Origin of the sequence: uncultured Pseudosulfitobacter sp. (assembly GCF_963976325.1) — a bacterium.
GTDB lineage: Bacteria > Pseudomonadota > Alphaproteobacteria > Rhodobacterales > Rhodobacteraceae > Pseudosulfitobacter.
In genome coordinates this window covers 833,208-856,840 of record NZ_CAXBJW010000001.1, presented here as the reverse complement: position 1 = coordinate 856,840, position 23,633 = coordinate 833,208, and the positions used below count along the sequence as shown (strand labels likewise).

The 23,633-nt window shown below is 61.4% G+C and carries 20 protein-coding genes and 1 tRNA gene; 9 read left to right on the top strand and 12 right to left on the bottom strand.

Features of this window, described 5'->3' with window-relative positions; translation table 11 throughout:
• Positions 1–275 precede the first annotated feature (275 nt).
• The 3 genes from AAC077_RS04255 to AAC077_RS04245 form a co-directional block, all read right to left on the bottom strand.
• On the bottom strand, positions 276–1,148 hold the full coding sequence (locus AAC077_RS04255; protein WP_339766849.1) for a Hint domain-containing protein: 873 nt from the start codon (positions 1,146–1,148) through the stop codon (positions 276–278).
• 127 nt (positions 1,149–1,275) lie between these two features.
• Positions 1,276–1,557, bottom strand: a complete 282-nt coding sequence (locus AAC077_RS04250; RefSeq protein ID WP_339767987.1) for an integrase core domain-containing protein — start codon at positions 1,555–1,557, stop codon at positions 1,276–1,278.
• A 61-nt stretch (positions 1,558–1,618) separates the two neighbouring features.
• Positions 1,619–1,692: transfer RNA gene (locus tag AAC077_RS04245), tRNA-Gly, on the bottom strand.
• Positions 1,693–1,755: 63 nt separating this feature from the next.
• On the opposite strand from AAC077_RS04245, the gene AAC077_RS04240 reads away from it, so the two are divergent.
• Entirely contained in the window at positions 1,756–2,175 is a 420-nt protein-coding gene (locus AAC077_RS04240; protein WP_339766847.1) for a hypothetical protein, read from the top strand.
• On the opposite strand, the gene AAC077_RS04235 is transcribed toward AAC077_RS04240, so the two are convergent.
• From AAC077_RS04235 to speB, 3 genes are all read right to left on the bottom strand, one after another.
• Entirely contained in the window at positions 2,176–3,012 is an 837-nt protein-coding gene (locus tag AAC077_RS04235) for a methyltransferase domain-containing protein (protein ID WP_339766845.1), read from the bottom strand.
• The gene (locus AAC077_RS04230) at positions 3,009–5,063 is read right to left on the bottom strand and encodes an ASKHA domain-containing protein (RefSeq protein WP_339766843.1); all 2,055 of its coding nucleotides are present in this window, start codon (positions 5,061–5,063) and stop codon (positions 3,009–3,011) included. Before AAC077_RS04230 ends, AAC077_RS04235 begins: the two co-directional genes overlap by 4 nt.
• A 462-nt stretch (positions 5,064–5,525) precedes the next feature.
• Positions 5,526–6,482: an agmatinase gene (speB, locus tag AAC077_RS04225; protein ID WP_339766841.1), complete on the bottom strand. Its 957-nt coding sequence runs from the start codon at positions 6,480–6,482 to the stop codon at positions 5,526–5,528.
• 138 nt (positions 6,483–6,620) lie between these two features.
• Here speB and guaB point away from each other — a divergent pair, with 138 nt between their 5' ends.
• The 3 genes from guaB to AAC077_RS04210 all read left to right on the top strand — a co-directional run bounded on the left by guaB (position 6,621) and on the right by AAC077_RS04210 (position 11,797).
• Entirely contained in the window at positions 6,621–8,069 is a 1,449-nt protein-coding gene (guaB, locus tag AAC077_RS04220) for an IMP dehydrogenase (RefSeq protein WP_339766839.1), read from the top strand.
• 131 nt (positions 8,070–8,200) lie between these two features.
• Positions 8,201–9,358 carry an RsmB/NOP family class I SAM-dependent RNA methyltransferase gene (locus tag AAC077_RS04215; RefSeq protein WP_339766837.1) on the top strand — a complete coding sequence of 386 codons (1,158 nt, stop codon included), beginning with the start codon at positions 8,201–8,203 and terminating at the stop codon, positions 9,356–9,358.
• A gap of 234 nt (positions 9,359–9,592) precedes the next feature.
• Positions 9,593–11,797: an ATP-binding protein gene (locus AAC077_RS04210; protein WP_339767945.1), complete on the top strand. Its 2,205-nt coding sequence runs from the start codon at positions 9,593–9,595 to the stop codon at positions 11,795–11,797.
• Positions 11,798–11,804: 7 nt separating this feature from the next.
• Here the strand turns inward: AAC077_RS04210 and AAC077_RS04205 are convergent, their stop codons facing one another.
• Positions 11,805–12,398, bottom strand: coding sequence for a gamma-glutamyl kinase (locus tag AAC077_RS04205; RefSeq protein ID WP_339766835.1), 594 nt, complete (start codon positions 12,396–12,398; stop codon positions 11,805–11,807).
• A gap of 200 nt (positions 12,399–12,598) precedes the next feature.
• Here AAC077_RS04205 and recA point away from each other — a divergent pair, with 200 nt between their 5' ends.
• The 3 genes from recA to AAC077_RS04190 all read left to right on the top strand — a co-directional run bounded on the left by recA (position 12,599) and on the right by AAC077_RS04190 (position 16,766).
• Positions 12,599–13,672, top strand: a complete 1,074-nt coding sequence (recA, locus tag AAC077_RS04200) for a recombinase RecA (RefSeq protein WP_339766833.1) — start codon at positions 12,599–12,601, stop codon at positions 13,670–13,672.
• Positions 13,673–13,822: 150 nt separating this feature from the next.
• The gene (alaS, locus tag AAC077_RS04195; RefSeq protein WP_339766831.1) at positions 13,823–16,477 is read left to right on the top strand and encodes an alanine--tRNA ligase; all 2,655 of its coding nucleotides are present in this window, start codon (positions 13,823–13,825) and stop codon (positions 16,475–16,477) included.
• Between the two features lies 1 nt (position 16,478).
• Positions 16,479–16,766: a DUF1330 domain-containing protein gene (locus AAC077_RS04190; RefSeq protein WP_224553068.1), complete on the top strand. Its 288-nt coding sequence runs from the start codon at positions 16,479–16,481 to the stop codon at positions 16,764–16,766.
• A gap of 131 nt (positions 16,767–16,897) precedes the next feature.
• Here the strand turns inward: AAC077_RS04190 and typA are convergent, their stop codons facing one another.
• The 3 genes from typA to AAC077_RS04175 form a co-directional block, all read right to left on the bottom strand.
• Positions 16,898–18,715 (bottom strand): translational GTPase TypA, encoded by a 1,818-nt coding sequence (typA, locus tag AAC077_RS04185; protein WP_339766824.1) that lies wholly within the window; start codon positions 18,713–18,715, stop codon positions 16,898–16,900.
• A gap of 117 nt (positions 18,716–18,832) precedes the next feature.
• A complete protein-coding gene (locus AAC077_RS04180; RefSeq protein WP_339766822.1) occupies positions 18,833–19,168 on the bottom strand; it encodes an SMR family transporter in 336 nt (111 codons plus the stop codon).
• Between the two features lie 18 nt (positions 19,169–19,186).
• Complete coding sequence (locus tag AAC077_RS04175) at positions 19,187–19,645, bottom strand: Lrp/AsnC family transcriptional regulator (RefSeq protein WP_339766820.1); 459 nt, start codon at positions 19,643–19,645, stop codon at positions 19,187–19,189.
• Positions 19,646–19,762: 117 nt separating this feature from the next.
• On the opposite strand from AAC077_RS04175, the gene AAC077_RS04170 reads away from it, so the two are divergent.
• Together AAC077_RS04170 and AAC077_RS04165 are read left to right on the top strand one after the other, a co-directional pair.
• Complete coding sequence (locus tag AAC077_RS04170; protein WP_231035398.1) at positions 19,763–19,969, top strand: DUF6356 family protein; 207 nt, start codon at positions 19,763–19,765, stop codon at positions 19,967–19,969.
• Between the two features lie 3 nt (positions 19,970–19,972).
• Positions 19,973–20,764: a class II glutamine amidotransferase gene (locus tag AAC077_RS04165; RefSeq protein ID WP_339766814.1), complete on the top strand. Its 792-nt coding sequence runs from the start codon at positions 19,973–19,975 to the stop codon at positions 20,762–20,764.
• An 86-nt stretch (positions 20,765–20,850) separates the two neighbouring features.
• On the opposite strand, the gene AAC077_RS04160 is transcribed toward AAC077_RS04165, so the two are convergent.
• Both AAC077_RS04160 and AAC077_RS04155 read right to left on the bottom strand, forming a co-directional pair.
• Entirely contained in the window at positions 20,851–22,530 is a 1,680-nt protein-coding gene (locus AAC077_RS04160; protein ID WP_339766812.1) for an amidohydrolase, read from the bottom strand.
• 62 nt (positions 22,531–22,592) lie between these two features.
• Positions 22,593–23,618, bottom strand: a complete 1,026-nt coding sequence (locus tag AAC077_RS04155; protein WP_339766810.1) for an extracellular solute-binding protein — start codon at positions 23,616–23,618, stop codon at positions 22,593–22,595.
• Between the last annotated feature and the right edge of the window lie 15 nt (positions 23,619–23,633).

The following is a 23,633-nucleotide window of genomic DNA, read 5'->3' as shown; positions in this document are numbered from 1 at the left end:
ATAGGAGGTCGGCCCTGCTTTTCACGCTCTGCACCTTGAAGCGCCGACGATCGGCTGGCCGAGGCATTACCCGATCCGCTGACTCTCGATACGGTGGGGCGGGCAGGGACTGCCGTCGTGCGGGGAAATCATGCGGCGTATGTGTGAACTTCGATAAGAAGCCTGTGCGAAATTAAACGAATTTCTTTGTTTGCTCGATCAATTGAACAGCCGGGCCATTCCATAGCTGAAAGGGAACGGCATCCTGAGGACGCCGTTCCCTGAGACAGGCAGGATCAGGCCGCTGCTCGAGTGTTCAAACGCGCCTTGATTGCTGGCGGCAGCAGGCGCGCGGCCGACACGCGGGGCATATTCATCTCTTGGATCGGTCGCTCTTCGCCGAAAAGCGTCAGGTATTCGTCGTAATTGTCGAAAGAGCGGCGTTCGTTGTAGTCGATAAACGTCTCAGCCGGTGCACCATTGGCCAGGATCACGTCATGATCTTCGGTCTCGACATGGTAGTAGACAAACACCTTGGGCATTTCAGCCATGGGAACAGCACGGATCGTTTCGCCATTGATCATGGCCCCGGCGTTGATCACAAGACCGTCAAGGATCATCCCGTGTTCGGCCGTAAGGAAGAGGTCACTGTGAGGCAAGCCGTCGCCCAGAGCACCGGCAGAAATGCAGACCGGAGCACGGGCTGGGGAGGTAAATATGTTGTTGTGGATCGTCTGATGGCCCATCCATTTGACAGGAACTGTCTTGCCCGACGCGGTCAGGATCTGGTCACCACTGCGCAGTTCTTCGACTGCGATCTCGCCATTGGGGGTCGAGACAAGCGTGCCTTCGAGAAAACAAAAGGTGTAGGGAGCGGTCTGGTCGATGTTCACGACGTCCCCGATGTTCAAACTGGCATCATTGGTCGTGTACAAGAATTTGTCGCTGAAAGAGATGAGCCCCGCACCGGGGACGATCCCTGTCAGAGGTTCGGGGAAGCTGGCGCCAGCAGTGACTGTAACCTGGTCTCCGATCGCGACGAAGCCATCATTTGTTCCATCCGACGTGTCGGAGAATGTGGAGCTTGAGGGATTATAGGCCCCGGTGATCTGAAAAGCGCCACCACCCAGGTCTATTACCTCATAAAATCCATTAAACGTTTCTGGCATCTATATATTTCCTTTTTTACACCTGACCTGCTTCTCCGCGACGCTCCCATTCTTGATGGGACCTTTCGGGGGCATAGTCTTGACTGCTTTGTGGGTGGGCGCTTCTTGTTTGAAACCCTTAAATTGTTCAAGCACTTGACGCGCTTCCAGGGGTGTTTTTTCCGGGTAATGGGTGTGAACTCACGCGGTTGTTACCGTATGGCCAGTGCGCCTGTTCGCGGCGCGCTTCACCCAGCGTGTCGAACAGTTTTTCGTTCAGCGGTTCATCCCGCAGACTGCCGTTGTCGCGTTCAATGACCGCGATTTGCGGGGGAATGCCGATGTCGCTGAAACGGCAGGAAGGTTTGCCGCAGGCGCGCCCAAGCGTTTCAGACTTTTTCCCACAAAGCATCGCAAACTTATGGTACAATGGGCGCAAGGGATGCGGGTTATGCCCTTGTCTTATATGGAGTATTTTGAGGATGGTGATCTGGAGCGGGTAACGAGAATCGAACTCGTAACTAAAGCTTGGGAAGCTGCCGTGATACCTTTTCACCATACCCGCCGCAGGCTGGACAGATAACGGGTGGCTTTGGGGCCGTCAATCGCGATTTATGAAAGGTTCAAGATGACCGAAGACGAGGCCGCAGCATTGGCCGATGACCTGATCGAAGGCTATCCGGGCGGCAAGCCTGCGTTTTTGTACATGCAAGGGATGCGCGATCTGGTGGGGGCCGATGCAGATGCCTATGCCGCTTTCGAGGACCGCTTTGCCGAACTGACGGGGTATCGCGCCACGGCGCCCGATCCGGTGACTGAGGTTGTGCATTCCAAACCTGCGCGCCTGTCCGATGATGATTTGCGTGATGCCGTGCAAGCCGCTGTGGCCGATGCGTTTTCCGCGCCCTTTGACGGCACCAAAAGACGTATGAAGACGCTGATCGACCGCGCGCGTGGCAACTGTGCCCATCTGGATGCGCCGCACAAGATGGTGCGCGATGCGATTGCCGAGGAAGAGCGCGCGTTATGGGCGGCGTGGAACGACTGATCAGAGGCGCGCGGTGATCAGGTTGATGCGGGCGGGCACGCGCACGCCGGTGTCCGTGTCATAGGCCGAGAACGCTTGCGCGATGCCGTCACGGATTGCTGTGCGGTCGGCGTCGGTGGCGTTGAATTCGCGCATGATGCCCACCGCCGGGCCGATGTGACAGCTTTGCTCCGCCAATGCGTCCACAGTGTCCAGCGGCCCCAGATGCAGATCAACCGGCGTTACGGTCACGTCCAGACCGGCGGCCCCCAGCAGGCGGGTCACGCGGTCGGCATCCTCGAAGGCGAAGGGGCCGGGCAGGGTGCGGTCCACTTTTGGCGGGGTGCCCAGACGGTCGCGGGCGACGCGGGCGGGGTCCATGAACCACGGGTTCAGGTGCGCAGGTCCCCATGCCGCCATCACCATCCGCCCGCTGGGTCGCAACGCGCGGGCAAGGTTGGCAAAGGCTGCCGTTGTGTCGGCAAAGAACATGACGCCAAACCGCGAGATCAGCGCATCGGCAGCACCTGCGGCAAAGATATGGGTTTGGGCGTCGGCTTGGGTCAGTGTCACCTGCGGCAGGTCTGCGGTGCGCTTGGCCGCCAGTTCCAGCAAAACCGGTGAGATGTCATAGCCATGCACGGCGCCTTGGGCCCCGACGGCCTGCGCTGCGCGCAGCGTTGCCGCCCCCGTGCCACAGCCGATGTCCAGCACGGTTTCGCCGCTCTGCAAGGCGGCATGTTCCAGCACCACGTCCAGAACCGGCGCCATGATCATGTCCAGCCCGCGCTGGTGTCTGACCCAGTTGCGTCCCGCCTCCGAAGCCCAGAACGCGGCCTGTTCCGAATTGTCGCTCATCCGCGTCTGCGCCTGCGGCGCCCACCATCGGATTTGTCGCCGCCGCCGGTGTTGAAGGTCGCCGTAGGCAGGTGGACGATAGAATTCAGGATCGGGAAAGGCTCGACCGAGTTGGGCATCGCGCTGGCGTTCACGAAATGCTCTTGAAAGCGGGGTTCGATGGCGGTTTCGACCTTGTGGATCGCGCGCACGGTTTCCTCGATCTCCATGCGGGCCTCGCGGTTCAGCAGGGCGATGCGTGCGCCGGTGCCTGCGGCGTTGCCGGCCGACGTGACCTTGTCCAGCGGCGCGTCGGGGATCATGCCCAGCACCATCGCGTGTTTGGGCGAGATATGCGCGCCAAACGCACCGGCCAGCACGATGCGGTCCACCTTGTCGACGCCGAACTTGTCCATCAGCAGGCGCGCGCCCGAATACAGCGCCGCCTTGGCCATCTGGATTTCGCGCACATCGCGGTTGGTGATGGTGATGCGCGGGCCGCCGCGGTCGGTGGCGTCATAGACCAGATAGGAATAGGTGCGCCCGTCCAGAATGCAGCGGTCGGTGCCGGTCTGTTCGGGGGTGCCGATCAGGCCCGGCGCATCGACGATGCCGGCCATGCGCATTTCGGCCACCATTTCGATGATGCCTGACCCGCAGATGCCGGTGACACCCGACCCTGTGATGGACTCCTCAAAGCCATCCTCGTCAGACCACAACTCGCTGCCGATAACGCGGAAACGCGGTTCCTTGGTGACGGGGTCGATCTCGACCCGCTCGATGGCGCCGGGGGCGGCGCGCTGGCCGCTGCTGATCTGCGCGCCCTCGAAGGCGGGGCCGGTGGGGGACGAGCACGCCAGCACCTTTTCGCGGTTGCCCAGCAGGATTTCGGCGTTGGTGCCGACATCGACCACCAGAACCAGATCTTCGGATTTGTCCGGTGCCTCGGACAGGGCGACGGCGGCGGCATCGGCACCCACATGGCCCGCGATGCAGGGCAACAGGTAGACCCGCGCCGAGGGGTGGATGTTCAGGTGCAAATCATCCGCCCGCAGCCGCAGCGCGTTGGACGTGGCCAGGGCAAAGGGTGCCTGGCCCAGCTCGAACGGATCAATGCCCAGAAACAGGTGGTGCATCACCGGGTTGCAGACAAACACCGCATCCACGATCAGCGCCTTGTCGATATGTGCCTCGGTGCTGATCTGGGTGAACAGGGCGTTCATGCCCTCGCGCACGGCGGCGGTCATCGCCTGGGCGCCGTCTGCGTTCATCATCGAATAGCTGACGCGGCTCATCAGGTCTTCGCCAAAGCGGATCTGCGGGTTCATGATGCCGGACGAGGCGACGACAGCCCCCGATTGCAGGTCGCACAGATGCGCCGCAATGGTGGTCGAGCCCAGATCGACGGCCAGCCCGTAAACCGAACCTTCGTAATAGCCGGGCCAGATGTGCATGATGCGTGGTGCGTTCTCGCGGTCGCCCAGGTGGACGGCGACGGTGACCTTCCAGTCGCCCTTGCGCAGGATCGGCTGCATGGTTTGCAGGATGTGCAGGTCGGCGTGCACGTTTTCCAGCGCCCATTGTTCGCGCAGCGCGTCGCGCAGCCGTTCCAGATCGCCCGAAGGGTCGTGCATGTCGGGTTGCTGCACCTCGACGTAATACAGTTTGGTTGACGGGTTCATGGTGATGTCGCGCGCCTCGGCGCGTTTGCGCACGACCTGTTTGTGAACCTGGCTTTCGGGAGGCACGTCGATCACGACATCACCCTGCACCATGGCCTGACAGCCCAAGCGGCGGCCATCCAGCATGCCACGTTTGGATTTATAGCGTTCCTCGACGCTGTTCCATTCGCTGAGCGCGTCGGCGTGCACGGTGACGCCGTGTTTCGAGAACTGGCCGTAGCCGGGGCTGATCTGGCATTTGCTGCAAATGCCGCGCCCGCCGCAGACGCTGTCCAGATCGACGCCCAACTGGCGTGCGGCGGTCAGGATCGGGGTGCCTTTGGGAAAGCGTCCGCGCTTGCCCGAGGGGGTGAAAACGACGAGGGGGTCTTGGGAGGGATCGGTGTTCATGAACATGCCTTGCCTGTCTGTTGTCGCGAACATAGGGGTTTGGCAGGGAAGCGAAAGGTAGAGAGCGGCAAAATCGGGGTTGATGGCGTCATTTGTGGGGAAGGATGGTGCGACGGACAGGCAGCCGGGCAGCGCCCGACCGCGGGTGGGCATCACGCCGTTGATAGTTGCCACTTTATTTTTCGTCTTTCGCGCGGGAAATATGAATCGCGATACAGTGAGGAAGCGCCCGCCCGTCACGCCGAAGGCGTGCCGACTTTAGACGGCGCACCTTTGGTGCGACGGGCGGTCGGGCGCTGCCCGGCGGTGCTTCGCACCTTTGTTCCGGGCTTTGGTGTAAACTTTGTAGCATAAGGTCCAACTTAAAACTGACTTGCTTAAGTGTGATCGTGCCCAACCGTCGCGTCAAAAGCGTCCGGACATTATTCAGCACCTGTATCCGAACCTCGGCGTTTTCTCTGGCTACTCCATCCCACGCGCATGAAACACGAACCCCAGCAGGTTCAGCAACACCTGCGCTGCCAGCACCGAGGTTGACCCCGTGGGGTCGTAATCCGGCGCCACCTCGACCAGATCAATTCCCACGATCTCGTGCCCTTGGGCGACGCCCTGCAACAGCTCCAGCACCTCGTAATACAGGAACCCCCCATGACTGGGCGTGCCTGTCCCCGGCGCGATCGACGGGCAAAACGCATCAATATCCAGCGTGATGTAAATCCGCGCGCCCACCGGTATCCGCGCCAGCAGCGCCTGCGTGCCCATCTTGCGGGCCTGGCGCACCGAAATGATGTCAGAGCCCATCGCGCGTGCATCGGCGTAACCTTCGCGTGCCGTGGACGATACGTTGCGGATGCCCACTTGCGTCAACCCGGTGACATAGGGCTGTTCGGCAGCGCGGCGCATCGGGTTGCCGTGGCCGTGGCGCACGCCGTGGCGTTCGTCGACAAAATCCAGATGCGCGTCGATTTGCAGGATGTGAATATCGCCCTGGTCGTCAAAGGCACGGATGCACGGAATGTTCACCGAATGGTCGCCGCCGATCACCACCGGCAGGGCGCCGGCCTTTAGCGCGGCCCTGACCCCTGCCTCGATATTGGCGTGGCTGCCTTCGGTGTCGGTGTGGATGATGTCGGCGTCCCCCATATCGACGATGCGCACCGAGGCGGGCAGGTAGGTCACGTCGTCTTCGTGGTCATAGGCCCCTGCGTGCCCAAAGCTGAACAGCGTCGACGCCTCGCGCACGCCGCGCGGCCCGAACCGCGCACCGGCCCGCCATTGCGTGCCTGCATCAAAAGGTGCGCCCAAAATTGCCACATCCGCGTCCAGCGCGTCCCAGTCCGGCGCGTACGGTCGCTTGCCAAAGGTCGTGATGCCGACAAAAGGCAGGTCCAGCCGTCCGCTGTCATATGAATGTGCCATTGGGGATGCTCCTGTTCGCAGTGTCCCGCGCAGGTTTACGCAGGCATAGCTGCCATGCAATCGGCCATTTGCCCTTTTCTTCCCGACGATCCCGTGAAATAGGACCTTGCCAACCGTAACTCCGATGCGAGGTGTGACATGGAGATTCGCGAGGCCCTTACCTTTGATGATGTTTTGCTGGTTCCGGCGGCGTCCAGCGTGCTGCCCAGCACCGCTGACACGCGCACGTGGGTGACCCAGTCTATTGCAATGAACATTCCGCTGCTCAGCTCGGCGATGGACACTGTGACCGAAAGCCGGATGGCGATTGCCATGGCACAGGCCGGCGGGATCGGCGTGGTGCACCGCAATCTGGACATCGACGCCCAGTCGCAGGAAGTGCGGCGGGTGAAACGCTTTGAAAGCGGGATCGTCTACAACCCGATTACCCTGCGCGCCGACCAGACGCTGGCCGACGCCAAGGCGCTGCAAGAGCGTTACCGCGTGTCGGGTTTTCCGGTGGTGGACGACACCGGCCGCGTTGTCGGCATCGTGACCAACCGCGACATGCGCTTTGCCAGTGATGACAAAACGCCGGTGCGGGTGATGATGACCTCAGACAATCTGGCGATTTTGCAAGAGCCCGCCGACCGCGACGAGGCGATCAGCCTGATGAAGGCGCGCCGCATCGAAAAGCTGCTGGTGACAGATGGCAAGGGCAAGCTGACCGGCCTGCTGACGCTGAAAGACACCGAACAGGCGGTGCTGAACCCGACGGCTTGCAAGGACGAGCTTGGCCGTCTGCGCGTGGCTGCGGCCACCACCGTGGGCGATGCAGGCTTTGAACGGTCGCAGGCGCTGGTGGATGCGGGGGCCGACATGATCGTGATCGACACGGCCCACGGCCACTCCGAAGGCGTGGCCGAGGCGGTGCGCCGGGCCAAGGCACTGTCCAGCACCGTTCAGGTGGTTGCAGGCAACGTGGCCACGGGTGCTGCGGTGCGCGCGCTGATCGACGCAGGCGCGGACGCCGTCAAGGTTGGCATCGGCCCCGGGTCGATCTGCACCACGCGCATGGTTGCCGGTGTCGGCGTGCCGCAGCTGACCGCGATCATGGATTGCGCAGCAGCTGCGGGCGACGTGCCGATCATTGCCGATGGCGGCATCAAGTTCTCGGGCGACTTTGCCAAGGCGATCGCCGCAGGCGCGTCCTGTGCCATGGTCGGCAGCATGGTCGCGGGCACCGACGAATCTCCCGGCGAGGTCATCCTGTACCAGGGCCGCAGCTTCAAAGGCTATCGTGGCATGGGGTCGCTGGGTGCCATGGCGCGCGGCTCGGCCGACCGCTATTTCCAGAAGGATGCGGCCAGCGACAAGCTGGTCCCCGAGGGCATCGAAGGGCAGGTTCCCTACAAGGGCAGCGCCAACGCCGTGATCCACCAGTTGGTTGGCGGATTGCGCGCGGCCATGGGCTATACCGGTTGCGCCACGGTGGCCGAGATGCGCAAGAACTGCACCTTTGTCAAAATCACCAACGCGGGCCTGTCGGAAAGCCATGTGCACGACGTGCAGATCACCCGCGAAAGCCCGAACTACCGGGTCGGTTGACCGCTTTGCGCCGGTCCGGTGGATGCCGGGCCGGTGCCGTCTGTGCGGCCCCTTTGGGCCGATGTTGAAGTTGCTAAATTGGATATACGTTTCATGACCTTGATCGACGTTCTTCACGCTTGGTGCCACCCATGACCCCCGGTGCACGGGTGGCCGCGTCGATCGAGATCATCGACGATATTCTGGCCGGTCAGGCCGCCGAACAGGCGCTGACCCGATGGGCACGCGGCAGCCGGTTTGCGGGGTCCAAAGACCGCGCTGCGGTGCGGGATCTGGTCTTTGCCGCCCTGCGCACATGGCGCAGTGACGCGGTTCTGGGCGGCGGGACAGATGGCCGCGCGCGCATGATCGGACGGCTGCGGGCCGAAGGCGCGGACATTGACGCGCTGTTCGACGATGCAGGCCATGCCCCCGCACCGCTGACCGAGCAAGAGACGCAGGCAGGCAACGCCCCGACCGAAACCGGCGACCGTTGGAACCTGCCGGACTGGCTGCTGCCGCACTGGCAGGACGCATTGGGCGAGGCGGCCGAAGCCGCCGCCCTGATCGCGCAGGACCGCGCGCCGATCACCCTGCGTGTCAACACCCGCCAATGTTCCGTGGTCGATGTGGTGTCTGCACTGGAAAGCGAACAGGTCCTGACCGAGGCCAACAGCCTGAGTGCTACCGCACTGACCGTGCTGTCAAACCCGCGCCGCGTGCGCCAGTCGCAGGCCTATACCGATGGCTGGATCGAAATGCAGGATGCGGCCAGTCAGGCCGTGGTGGATGTCATTCCTGATGGCACCCGGGCACTTGATTACTGTGCGGGCGGCGGCGGCAAGGCGCTGGCGCTGGCTGCGCGCGGCTTTACCGTCTGGGCCCATGACATCGCGCCGGGGCGCATGGCCGACATTCCCGACCGCGCCGAACGTGCTGGCGTGCATATCCGCGTGGTGGCGCCCGACCAGTTGCCCGCGAAAGAGAAATTCGACGTGGTCCTGTGCGATGCGCCCTGTTCCGGCAGCGGTGCGTGGCGGCGGTCGCCCGAAGGCAAATGGGCGCTGACCCAGGACCGGCTGGACGAATTGAACGCGATCCAGGATGACATTCTGGACACCGCGATGGCCCATCTGGCGACCGGTGGAACGCTGGTTTACGTGACCTGTTCTGTGCTGAACTGCGAGAACGAAGACCGGATCGCGGCCTTTTTGGCGCGTCATTCGGGGTGGACGTGCAGCCTGAAAAAACGCTGGAATATCAGCGCCGAGGGCGACGGGTTCTTCACCGCACACTTGACCCGCGAATAAGCGTCACTTACACAACTATAAGACGAAAAGCGGTCAGGCACCGGTTTTGATCTGATATCTTGATGCAGTTAATCTGCAGTTAATCCTTTTCGCGCGACACTCGCGAGGACGATTCGAGGTTAGGATGATGTTTTGCAAGGCAGTGCACTGACGACAGGGCCCTTGGGGCGCATTTCGGAACTGGGCGCCACGCGGTTGCGGGCCTTGATGATGGGGGCGGCGCTGTTGGGGCTGATGGGCGCGATGGCGCCTGCGGGGGTGGTGCAACTGGGGCTTGCGGCATCTGCGTCCACCGTGCTTGCCCTGTCGGGGATCATGTTTGCAATCAGCCACCGCCAGAAACGCCGCCGCAGGATGGCCTTTGCCGTGATGTCCGATTTCATCGAAAAGGATGCCGCACTTAGCCTTGTGACCGACGGGGACGGGCAAATTCTGTCGATGAACGCGGCGGCGCGCGCGCGCTATGCCAGCGCGGCCGGTGGGTCGCTGGCGGCGGTGCTGCGTGATACTTTTGCCAACCCTGGCGGAATCATTCACCGTCTGAAGACAACCGCCGATGCCGAAGGGGCCGCACGCGAGGATATTGCCACCCGCAAGACCCACATCCGTCTGGCTGTTCACGTGATGGGGTCAGATGCCTATTTGTGGCGCATGGAAACCATGTCCGACCGCGGCGCGAAGCAGGCGCATGATGGTCCGGGACTGCCCATGCTGATGACCGGACGTTCGGGTGCCATTCTTTACATGAACGACAGTGCGCGCACCTTGATAGGCCATCGTGCCAAAACGCTGGAAGGTCTGTTTCTGGGCGGTTTGCCCACCTCGGGCGAGGTGGCGGACCTGGCCACACAAGATGGTGCGGTGCGCTGTCTGGTGACGCAGGTGGACAGCGGCGCGGGGCGGCACGCCCTCTATTTGCTGCCTATGGCGCAAGGTGCCCAGGCACCGGCGGACAGCTGGGGCGCGTTCGAGACGTTGCCGGTGCCCTTGGTCCTGATTACTGCCGACGGTCACGTTCAAGCGCACAACAGATCTGCTGCGGCCTTGGTGGGGCTGGGCATCGCAGAGGGCGTCCACCTGAGCACATTGATGGAAGGGTTGGGGCGTCCGATCACCGACTGGCTGGCCGAAACGCTGGCAGGTCGCGCGGTTCAACATTCGGAATTCCTGCGCTTGAAACGGTCCGACAAGGAAATGTTCGTTCAGGTGACATTGAATCGCGTCACGGAAAACGGCGTGGCCAGCGTGATCGCGGTTCTGACCGACGCCACCGAATTGAAAACGCTGGAAGCGCAATTCGTGCAAAGCCAGAAAATGCAGGCGATTGGACAACTTGCGGGTGGCGTTGCACATGATTTCAATAACCTTCTGACTGCGATCTCGGGGCATTGCGATCTGCTGCTGCTGCGCCATGACCAGGGCGATTCCGACTATGGCGATCTTGTACAGATCAACCAGAACGCCAACCGCGCGGCGGCGCTGGTGGGGCAATTGCTGGCCTTCTCGCGCAAGCAGACCCTGCGCCCGGAAATGCTGGACATGCGCGATACATTGTCAGACCTTACGCATCTTCTGAACCGTCTTGTGGGGGAAAAGGTGACGTTGACGCTCAGCCACGATCCGCTGTTGCAGGCGATCCGCGCAGACAAGCGCCAGTTGGAACAGGTGTTGATGAACCTTGTGGTCAACGCACGCGATGCCATGCCTGAGGGTGGCGAGATTCGCATTGAAACCGAATGCACAACCCTGACAAAACCGATGCAGCGCGACCGCGTGACCGTGCCGGCAGGGCAATATGTGACGGTGCGTGTGGTGGATCAGGGCACCGGTATTTCACCTGACAAACTTCAAAAAGTGTTCGAACCCTTCTTTACCACCAAGCGCACGGGCGAGGGCACGGGGCTGGGTCTGTCGACGGCCTATGGGATCGTGAAGCAGACGGGCGGTTTCATTTTCGTGGACAGCACTCTTGGCAAAGGTACATGTTTTTCCTTGCTGTTCCCTGTATTGGACGGCGCACCGATGGCTTTGGAAAAACCTGCTGTGCCCGCCAAGGTGGCCGCACCCAGTCACGGCGACGGTGTCATCCTGCTGGTGGAAGACGAGGCGCCCGTGCGTGCTTTTGCCAGCCGCGCATTGCGATTGCGGGGTTATACCGTGCTGGAAGCCGACTGTGCCGAGTCCGCCTTGAAAACGCTTGAAGACACGGACCTGAACGTCGATCTGTTTGTCACCGACGTGGTGATGCCGGGCAAGGACGGCCCAAGCTGGGTGCGCGAAGCGCTGAAGTCACGACCCGAGGTGCGGGTGGTCTTTGTGTCGGGCTATGCCGAGGACCGGTTGAACAATGACCAAGCGGCTATTCCGAACTCGGTCTTCCTGCCCAAACCGTTTTCGCTGAACGAACTGACAGAAACCGTTCACAAACAACTGCATTGAGTGCCCGTCAGGCAATGCTGTCGTACAGGTCGAACTCTTCCGCGAACTTGCGCCGGAACCGGCTTGCAATGTCCGGCGACAGGTTCAATGGCATTTCGGGTGACACATTCTCGCGGGCCAGGTCCAGGGTCACGTCCAGCCGCTCGGACAAAAATGCCTGCAAGCGCGGCTGGTCTTCGTATTTGAACAGATGGGTCACGCCGACGCCGTTCGGTTGCGATTCGAGAAACTTGAACTGGCTGCCCACGTCGGCAAAGCTCGGTTTCTTGCCTTTCATATAGGCCTGCACAAAATCGTCGAAACTGATTCCGTGGGTTGCATTCGGTTTGCCTGCCATGAAAGGGCGCTGGCGATAACGCCACCACGACCCAAGCCAGTCTATGGGTTCGCGCATCACGGCCATCACCTCAAGCTCGGTGTCGCAAACTTTCAAAAACATCGGCCGCACGAAACGGTTGTACCGGTAGACTGGGGCGTGCTTCAGCATCGGCGGTTCCGAAATAACAAGATCGGCGCGCGGCCGCAGCGCGTTTTCGTAAGCGGTGGTGCCGGTTTTGGGCACCGAGAGAAAAGCCAGACGTTCCTTAAAGAAAACAAGCATTTAATCCGTAACCCTCGCAGTCATCTTTCAAAAAATCAGCCGTTCACCACTCTTTAACAATTATTGCTTCAAAGTGGGACTGCAAAATTAAGATTGAAATGTTCTCATTTTGTACGCATATAGAACACAATAGGAACATCGACGCAGCACAGGCAGCGATTGCCGCCCCCGTCGGGGTATGACACTAAGGGACCATAACAATGGCAACGGCAGATCTTTTGACAATGGACAGCAAGAAAAACGCGGACAAGCAAAAGGCGCTGGACAGTGCGCTGGCCCAGATCGAGCGGCAGTTCGGCAAGGGTTCGATCATGAAGCTGGGCGCAGAAGGCGCCGTTCAGGATATCACGGCCAGCTCGACCGGCTCGCTTGGTCTGGATATCGCATTGGGCATTGGCGGCCTGCCGATGGGGCGCATTATCGAAATCTATGGCCCTGAATCCTCGGGTAAAACCACGCTGACCTTGCACTGTATCGCGGAACAGCAAAAGGCGGGCGGCGTCTGCGCTTTTGTTGACGCGGAACACGCGCTGGACCCGCAGTACGCCAGAAAGCTGGGCGTGGACATCGACGAGCTGCTGATTTCGCAGCCCGACACTGGTGAACAGGCGCTGGAAATCACCGACACGCTGGTGCGCTCGGGCGCGGTCAACATGGTGGTGGTCGATTCGGTCGCAGCCCTGACCCCGAAATCCGAGCTTGAGGGCGACATGGGCGACAGCAGCGTCGGCGTTCAGGCCCGTCTGATGAGCCAGGCCATGCGCAAACTGACCGGTTCGATCAGCCGCAGCAATTGCATGGTCATTTTCATCAACCAGATCCGGATGAAAATTGGTGTGATGTTCGGCTCGCCCGAAACCACCACCGGCGGCAACGCGCTGAAGTTCTACTCCTCTGTACGTCTGGACATTCGCCGCATCGGCGCCCTGAAGGACCGGGACGAGGTGGTGGGCAACGCCACCCGCGTGAAGGTCGTGAAGAACAAGGTGGCTTCGCCCTTCAAACAGGTCGAATTCGACATCATGTACGGCGAGGGCATTTCGAAAATGGGCGAATTGCTTGATCTGGGTGTCAAAGCGGGCGTGGTTGAGAAATCGGGTGCCTGGTTCAGCTACGGCGACGAACGCATGGGGCAGGGACGTGAGAACTCGAAACAGTTCCTCAAAGACAACCCATCCGTGGCCATCGAGATCGAGGACAAGATTCGCGCCGCGCACGGTCTGGATTTTGACGCACATTCCGGCGACAAGGATGACGATCTTCTCGAAGGGTAGTCCGACCCAAATCGTGTAATCTATCGCAAGGCGCGCCCACGGGTGCGCCTTGTTGCGTCTGGTCGTGCCCCTTTGCATGGTGGACAGCGGCCAGATCGGCAGGTATCCCATCGCAAAGCCACTTTCCGCGCCAAAAAAGGCCCACACCACATGCCCACGTTGAACGACATCCGATCCACCTTTCTGAACTTTTTCGAAAAGCAGGGACACCAGATTGTCCCGTCCAGTCCGCTGGTTCCGCGCAACGATCCGACGCTGATGTTTGTGAACTCGGGCATGGTCCAGTTCAAGAACCTGTTCACCGGTGTTGAAACGCGCGATTACAACCGTGCGACCACCGCGCAGAAATGCGTGCGCGCAGGCGGCAAACACAACGATCTGGACAACGTCGGCTATACGGCGCGCCACCATACGTTCTTTGAAATGATGGGCAATTTCAGCTTTGGAAATTATTTCAAGGAAGAGGCGATCACCTATGCATGGGAACTGCTGACCCAAGGGTTTGGCATTCCGGCCGAACGGCTGCTGGTCACAGTTTATCACACCGATGACGAGGCCGCGAACCTGTGGAAAAAGATCGCGGGTCTGCCCGATGATCGCATTATTCGCATCCCGACCGCTGACAACTTTTGGCAGATGGGGCCAACCGGCCCTTGCGGTCCGTGCACCGAGATTTTCTATGACCACGGCGACCACATCTGGGGCGGACCTCCGGGATCGCCCGAGGAAGACGGTGACCGGTTCATCGAAATCTGGAACATCGTTTTCATGCAGAACGAACAGTTCGAAGACGGCTCGATGGTGCCGCTGGACATGCAGTCGATCGACACCGGCATGGGTCTGGAACGGATTGGCGCGCTGTTGCAAGGCAAGCATGACAATTACGACACCGACTTGATGCGCAGCCTGATCGAGGCCAGCGCAGATGCCTCCAGCAGCGATCCCGACGGACCGGGCAAGACGCATCACCGGGTGATCGCCGACCACCTGCGGTCCACCTCGTTCCTGATCGCTGATGGGGTGATGCCGTCCAACGACGGGCGCGGCTATGTGCTGCGGCGGATCATGCGCCGCGCGATGCGGCATGCGCATCTGCTGGGGGCAAAGGATCCGATGATGTACAAGCTGGTGCCCGCATTGGTGCGCCAGATGGGTGCGGCTTATCCCGAGCTGGGGCGCGCACAGGCGCTGATCACCGAGACGCTGGAACTGGAAGAAACCCGGTTCAAACAAACGCTTGAGCGTGGGTTGAAGCTGTTGGACGACGAACTGACCGGTCTGGCCGAGGGCGCGGCCCTGTCTGGCGCTGCGGCGTTCAAACTGTATGACACCTTCGGCTTTCCGCTGGATCTGACGCAGGATGCGCTGCGCGAAAAGGGTCGCAGCGTGGACACGGATGGGTTCGACAGCGCCATGGCCGAACAAAAGGCCAAGGCGCGCGCGGCGTGGTCCGGTTCGGGCGAGGCGGCGGATGCAACCGTTTGGTTCGACGTGGCTGACACCGCTGGCACCACCGATTTCCTGGGCTATGACACCGAAACCGCCGAAGGGCAGATCGTGGCTTTGGTTCAGGACGGGGCGCGGGTGGACAGCGCTGCCCAGGGGCAGACGGTACAGATCGCGCTGAACCAGACGCCGTTTTACGCCGAAAGTGGCGGTCAGGTGGGTGACACCGGTCTGATCCGCACCGAAAGCGGCACCGTGCGTGTCACCGACACGCGCAAGACAGCGGGTGTTTTCACGCATATAGGCGTTGTCGAAAAAGGCAGCGTAAACAAAGGGCAATCTGCTGTTCTTGAGGTAGATCATGCGCGGCGCACGTCGATCCGTGCCAACCATTCGGCCACGCACCTGCTGCACGAGGCCCTGCGCAATGCGCTTGGCGATCACGTGGCGCAGCGTGGATCGTTGAACGCGGCTGACCGTTTGCGGTTCGATTTCAGCCACGCCAAGGCGCTGAACGCGGATGAGCTGGCGCAGGTCGAGGCCGAGATGAACACCTACATCCGCCAGAACGCACCGGTCGAGACACGTATCATGACACCGGACGATGCCCGCGCCATCGGGGCGCAGGCCCTGTTCGGCGAGAAATACGGAGATGAAGTGCGGGTGGTGTCCATGGGCCGCGCCGACACCGGCAAGGGCGGCGACGGTCAGACCTATTCGATCGAACTGTGCGGCGGCACCCATGTGCGTCAGACCGGCGACATCGGCGCTTGTGTGATCCTGGGGGACAGCGCCAGCAGCGCAGGCGTGCGCCGGATCGAGGCGTTGACCGGGGCCGAAGCCTTGGCCTATCTGCGTGGGCAGGACACCCGTTTGACTGCTGTGGCCGATGCGTTGAAAGCACCGGCTGCCGAAGTGCCCGACCGCGTGCGCGCCCTGATGGACGAACGCAAGGCGCTGGCCAACGAAGTGGCGCAGTTGCGCCGCGAACTGGCAATGTCCGGCGGCGGCAAGGCCGAACCCCAGGCCGAAGACGTCAACGGCACCGCCTTCCTTGCGCAGGTTCTGACCGGCGTCACGGGCAAGGATCTGCCGGCCCTGATCGACGCCCACAAGGACCGGATCGGGTCGGGTGCTGTGCTGCTGATCGCCGATGATGGCGGCAAGGTCGCCGTCGCTGCCGGTGTGACCAAGGACAAGACCGACAGCCTCAGCGCCGTTGATCTGGTCAAGGCCGCCGTGGCCGAACTGGGCGGCAAGGGCGGCGGTGGCCGCGCCGACATGGCCCAGGGCGGCGCCAAGGATGCCACGAACGCAGATGCAGCCATTACAGCGGCAAAAGCCGTCATCGGAGGATAATATGCCCGCACTTTGGATCGCCCACGTCACCGTGACAGACGAAGAGGCTTACGGAAAATACGCCAAGCTGGCAGGCCCCGCGATTGCGGCCCACGGCGGCGCGTTCATCGCGCGCGGTGGACGTTTCGTGCAGCTTGAGGGCAAGGAGCGCCCGCGCAATGTGGTGGCACGCTTTCCGTCGGTCGAAGCCGCCGAAGAGTGCTATCACTCGGACGCCTACCAACAGGCGCTGTCCCATGCCCGTGGTGCATCGGAACGCGAACTGCTGATCGTCGAAACCAGCGAGTAACCGGCCACTTCTTTTGGCCGGAAATATCCCGGGGGAATTGGCCGCAGGCCAAGGGCGCAGCGCCCCAACACCCTAAAACCAAAAAAGGCGCCCCGATCAGGGCGCCTTTTTCACATCTTATCCTACTGACATCAGCCCGCTTTCGCCATCCGCTTGCGCTCGTGCGGGTCCAGATACCGCTTGCGCAGACGGATCGCGTTGGGCGTCACTTCGACCAGTTCGTCGTCGTCGATATAGGCAATCGCCTCTTCCAGCGACAGCGTGATCGGCGTGGTCAGGCGCACGGCTTCATCGGTGCCCGATGCGCGCACGTTGGTCAGTTGTTTGCCCTTCAGCGGGTTCACTTCCAGATCGTTTTCGCGGCTGTGTTCGCCGATGATCATGCCGGTGTACACGGCTTCCTGCGCACCGATGAAGAACTTGCCGCGGTCTTCCAGTTTCCACAGCGCGTAAGACACCGAAACGCCGTTTTCCATCGAGATCAGAACGCCAGCGCGGCGGCCCGGGATGACACCCTTGTGCGGTGCCCAGCTGTGGAACACGCGGTTCAGAACGCCGGTGCCGCGTGTGTCGGTCAGGAATTCGCCGTGATAGCCGATCAGGCCGCGCGATGGCACGTGGGCCACGATGCGGGTCTTGCCGGCGCCTGCGGGTTTCATCTCGACCAGCTCGCCCTTGCGCACGCCGGTGATTTTTTCGATGACCGCGCCCGAATATTCGTCATCCACGTCAATGGTGGCTTCTTCGATGGGCTCATGGCGCACGCCGTCGATGTCCTGGAACAGAACCTGCGGACGCGAGATCGACAGTTCGAACCCTTCGCGGCGCATGTTTTCGATCAGAACGCCCATTTGCAATTCGCCACGGCCGGCAACTTCAAACGCTTCGCCGCCAGGGGTGTCGCTGATCTTGATGGCGACGTTGCTTTCGGCTTCTTTGTGCAGACGGTCACGGATGACGCGGCTTTGCACTTTTTTGCCGTCACGGCCGGCCAGCGGGCTGTCGTTGATGCCGAATGTCACGGTGATGGTGGGCGGGTCGATCGGCTGGGCCGGGATCGCGTCAACCACGGATGCGTCGGCCAGCGTGTCGGCCACGGTCGCCTTGGTCATGCCTGCGATCGACACAATGTCACCCGCTTCGGCCACGTCGATGGCGGTCTGGTCCAGACCACGGAAGGCCAGGATCTTGGTGCAGCGGAAGTTTTCGATCAGCTTGCCGTCGCGCGACATGGCTTTGATGGTCTGGCCCGCTTTGACGGTGCCGGATTCAACGCGGCCGGTCAGCAGGCGGCCCAGGAACGGATCGCCGCCCAAGGTGGTGGCCAGCATGCTGAACGCCTGATCGGTGTTGGCGACCTGTTTGGGCGCGGGCACATGGCTTAGGATCAGGTCGAACAGGGCGTCCAGACCTTTGCGCGGGCCGTCCAGTTCCATGTCGGCCCAGCCATTGCGGCCCGAGGCGTACATGGTCGGAAAGTCCAGTTGCTCGTCGGTTGCGTCCAGGTTGGCGAACAGGTCAAAGCATTCGTCCAGCGCGCGGTCGGGTTCGCCGTCGGCCTTGTCGACCTTGTTGACCACCACGATGGGGCGCAGGCCCAGTTTCAACGCTTTCGAGGTCACGAATTTGGTTTGCGGCATCGGGCCTTCCGCGGCGTCCACCAGCAGCACAACACCGTCGACCATCGACAGGATGCGTTCGACTTCGCCGCCGAAATCGGCGTGGCCGGGGGTGTCAACGATGTTGATCCGCGTGCCTTTCCATTCCACCGACGTGGGTTTGGCAAAGATCGTGATGCCGCGTTCGCGTTCCAGATCGTTGCTGTCCATGGCGCGTTCGGTGGTCGCCTGGTTTTCGCGGTAGGTGCCCGATTGTTTCAGCAATTCGTCGACCAGTGTTGTTTTGCCGTGGTCAACGTGGGCGATGATTGCGATGTTGCGCAGTTCCATGGGTTCAGCCTTTAAGGGTAAGTTGCCGCGCGCATACCGTGCGGGTGCAGCAAAGGCCAGTGAAAAAGGGTTATAACGCCCTTTGCGGTCGAAAGTTGCCGCAAAGCTGCGGGTTGGTCAGTGCTGGGCGCTGTTGGAAAACAGGTGGATCACCAGAATCCCCGCGATGATCAGCCCCAGACCGGCGACAGCGGGCAGGTCCAGTTTCTGGCCAAACAGCACATATCCAATCCCCGCGATCAGCACGATCCCCAGACCCGACCAGATGGCATAGACAATGCCCACCGGCATTTCTTTCAGTGCAAGGGCCATGAAATAGAACGACGCGCCATAGAACACGACCACGGCCACCGACGGCCAGAGCCGCGAAAACTGTTGCGAGGCTTGCAGTGCGGTGGTGCCCATGGTTTCGGTGACGATGGCGATGACCAGCCAGAGATAGTGCAGCGGCATGGTGCGTTCCTTCGTGTATCAGAGCGGCAGCGCGGTGCTGTCCTTGATGTCTTCCATTACGAAACTGGCCGAAATATCGGCCACGGGCAAGCGCGCGATCAGTTGTTGGTACAGGCGGTCATAGCCTGCCATGTCCGCCACGCGGGCGCGCACCAGGTAATCAAGGTCGCCGGTCATGCGGTATACGCTCAGGATGCCCGGGATCGCCTTGGCGGCGCTGGCAAAGCGGGCTTGCCATTCGGGGTCATGGCTGCCGGTGCGGATTTGCATGAACACCATCAGCGGCAGGCCGATCTTGGCGGGGTCGACCAATGTGACGCGGGCGGTGATGATGCCTGCGTCTTCCATCAGGCGGATGCGCCGCCAGCAGGCATTGCGCGACAGGCCGACAACGTCGCTCAGCGAATCCAGCGATTGGCTGGCGTCCCGTTGCAGTTCGCTTAGCAAACTGCGGTCAATGTCGTCTAAATTCAACATGATGTTCACTTACTGTGGATAGTATCCCAATGCAACCGTCAGAGGTGATGAAATTTGGGACCCATTCCAAAGCCGGGGCAGGTAGGTTGCACACAGACTGAAAACAGGAGCAAACCCATGATCGCACGCATTTTCCTTAGCCATCCCCGTAAAGTCGACGAAAGCTATTTCGAACATATGCTGTTCGCAGGACGCTTTGCGGTGCGGTTGTGCGCGGCGGGCGGTGCGGCGCTGGTCCATGCGGTGATCCCCTGTCTGTTCGAAAAAACCGCCAGCCGGATGATTGCGCAAATGTATGCGCAGACCCACAACCGGGGTCAATAACCGATGTGCCGTTGGGCGGCCTATCTGGGCGACCCGATCTTTATGGACGGGCTGGTGACCAGCCCGGGCCATTCCCTGGTGCATCAGTCGCGCGCGGCCAGCGAATGCAAGACGGCGCTGAACGGCGACGGTGTGGGCGTTGCATGGTACGGCGACCGGCCCGAGCCGGGGGTGTACCGTGATGTGTATCCGGCGTGGTCCGACCCGAACCTGATGGCGCTGTGCCGCACGGTCAAAAGCCATGCCTTCATGGCCCACGTGCGCGCGTCCACCGGATCGGCGACCAGCCGCAACAACTGCCACCCGTTTGCCTGCGGGCGTTGGAGTTTCATGCACAACGGGCAGGTCGGCGGCTTTGACCGGTTTCGCAGGCTGGCCGATATGGGCGTGTCCGATGCGCTTTATGCACACCGGCGCGGGGCGACGGACAGCGAATTGTTGTTTCTCTATGCGATGGCCGAAGGACTGGACGAGGCACCCGAGGCGGCGATGATCACAGCCCACGCGCGGCTGGAAGCGATGTCGCGTACCAATGGCACCACGCCGCATCTGCGGTCGTCGGCGGCATGGATGGACGGGCAGCGATTGTTCGTGCTGCGCACCTCGACCGATCACATTGCGCCGACCGTCTATTACCGGCGCAGGTCGGACGATCTGGGCTGGTTCGTCGTGTCCGAGCCGCCGGAACTGGGGCAGGCGGGGTGGACCGAACTGCCAGCAGGGCATCTGGCGGCGTTTTCAGACGGGGGTGTGGTGATTACGCCAATGGCGGTCGTGGCAAACGCGGCGGCCTGAGGCCTTGATAGGAAACCGGTGGGACTTGGGGCATTGCCCCCTTGTGCGCAGATGGCTGTGCGCAAAGGGGGCTGACAGCGTACCGATCAGCTTGCCGAATAGGTAACCTGACCGTCGCAGATGGTCACCAGCGCCCTGGCGTCGGTGATCTGAGCCGGTGCAAGCGTGGTGACATCGTGGCTGAGGATCGCCACGTCGGCCATCATGCCCGCTTTCAGTTTGCCTTTGCGGTCTTCGTTGAACTCGACCCATGCGTTGTCACGGGTATAGCTGGCCAGAGTGTCGGTCAGGCTTTGGGTCTGATCGCGCCATTTCGGTCCCAGGTCCAGCGGTGCGATGGCGGCCTTGATCGTGTCCATCACATCGACCTGAATGACCGGCCAGTCGGTCGAAAAGATCACCTTGGCACCCGTGTCGCGGATGTCTTGCCAGGCATAGGCACCGGCGATCTGGTCGTCGTGCAGATATTGACCGACCGCAGAGGGTGGAAAGATATGACCGCGCGGCGCATGTCCGGGCTGGATCGAGGCGACGATGCCAAGTTCGGCCAGACGCGGGATGTCGTCCAGGTGCATCACCTCGAGATGTTCGATCCGGTGGCGGCTGTCGCGCACGCCATTGGCCTTTTGTGCGGCCTCATAGGCGTCGATGGTGCGCCGCACGCCCGCGTCGCCGATGGCGTGCACCGCGATCTGGAACCCCAGCCGATCCGCCTCGACGGCGCTGGCTACGAAATGCTCTTGGGTGAACACCTCGTCGCCGGTGTTGCCGTCCTTGCCCAGATCGCCGGGATAGGGGCGCAGCATCAGTGCGGTGCCGCTTTCGATCACGCCGTCGATGAACATTTTCACATGGTTGCAGCGCACCTTGTCGCCCTGAAACCGTGCGCGCATTTCCGGCGCATCCTGTGTCATGCGTTCGATCGGATCGGTGCCTTTCATATGAAACGGCACTTCGCAGCGGCACAGCAGGCGGCCTTCGGTTTCAAGTTCGCTGAGCAGTTCAAGCTGATAAAAATTGCCGTCCATCAGGTGCAGCGTTGTGATGCCTTGGGCGGCGCAATGTTTCAGGCCCGCTTCGATCACATCCTTGTCCATTTCGCGCTGGTCTTTGGTGGCGGGTGGCACAGGGTCCTTGCCGGTGGTCAGGCCCATCATCTCGCGGCCCGCGTGGCGGGTCATCGCCAGGATCGGACCATAGGCGCCCGGCTCCAGCAGCTCGCCGTTGGCCAGACCGTCGTCGCCCATGACGATCTGCGATCCGGCATCGACCGCGCCGCCTTGCAACAGCCCGGCGGCCTTCAGTGCGGCCGTATTGGCCCAGACCGTGTGGTGATCGGGCGCGAACATCGCCAGCGGACGGTCGGGCAGGATGGTGTCCAGATCCTGACGGGTCAGGGTTTTTCCGGTGCCCAGAATGCCATAGTCGGCCATCACGCAAAACACCAAGGCGTCGTCGGGATTGGCGCGGGCATAGGGCACGATCCTGGCGCGCATCTCGTCCAGCCCGTGCACGCCATAAAGGCTAAGCTGCGACAGCTCGACCGAGCCGCCGAACAGGTGCACGTGGCTGTCGATGAAGCCGGGCAACACGGTGCCCCCGTTGGCGTCGATCATGCGGGTTGTGTCGTCTGCCAACCCCTTGACCATGGCGTCGTCGCCGATGGCTGTGATGCGCCCCCCGGCGATGGCCATTGCCTGTGCTTGCGGCTGATCGGGATCAAAGGTGATCAGGGTGCCATTGTAGATGATGATGTCAGCCGTCATATGTGCCTCGTTAAAGAAAAAAACGCGGCCTCCGTTCAAAGAGGCCGCACTAAGAGAAGTGTTTACTTCAGCAAGTCAGTCCAGATTGCCGTGTACAGCTTGGACGCCGACGGCGGACACGTGCGCGCGACATAGGCGGCGCCTTTCAACTCTTCCGGTACAACGATTTCCGGTGCTGTCTTCATGTCTTCGGGCAGAAACGCCTCTGACCCGGCGATCCCGTTGGCATAGCGGGCAAAGGACGACAGCATTGCCGCGTTCTCTGGGTCCATGATGAAGTTCAGAAAGATCTTGGCATTGTCAACGTTCTGCGCGTCGGCCAGGATTGCGGCGTTGTCCATCCAGACGGGATAGCCTTCTTGCGGATAGCCAAAGGCGATGTCCGCATTGTCGGCCCGCGAACGGAACGATGCACCGTTCCAGTTTACACCGGCGGCCAGATCACCCTTGGCGAACTTTTCGATATTGCCGTAATCCATCGACACCCAAAACGGCTTGGCCGCTTTCAGCACGTCGCGGACCTTCATCAGCGTTTCCTTGTCGTCGGTACATTGCTCGCCGCCGACATAGTGGATCGCCATGCCCATCACATCGTTCATCTCGGGCACCACGTTGATCTTGCCCTTCAGCTCTTCCGGTGGGTCAAAGATCACGGCAGCGGTGTTGATGTCGCCGCCATAAACGGCTGTGTTCACGGTTACACCCACGGTGCCCCATTGCCACGGCACGGTGTAGTTGCGGCCAGGGTCAAATTCGACATCGACCCACTGCGGGTCCATGTTCTTGAAGTTTTCCATCTCGTTGGGTTTGGATTCCATCAGCAAACCTTCCTGGATGAAGATCGGCACATAAGTACCTGATGGCACAACAATATCGAATCCGTGACCTCCGGCCTTGATCTTGGCAAGCGCAGTGTCGTTGCTGTCGTAATCGGTGATCGTCACCTTGATGCCGGTTTCGGCTTCGAACTTTTCGATCATCTCGGGGCTGGTATAGTTGCCCCAGTTATAGATGTTCAGCGCACCATCGGCGAACGCCGGGCTGCTGATCGCCATCAGGGCGGCGATGCTTGTCAGTGTCTTTTTCATGTTCAGACTCCCAGT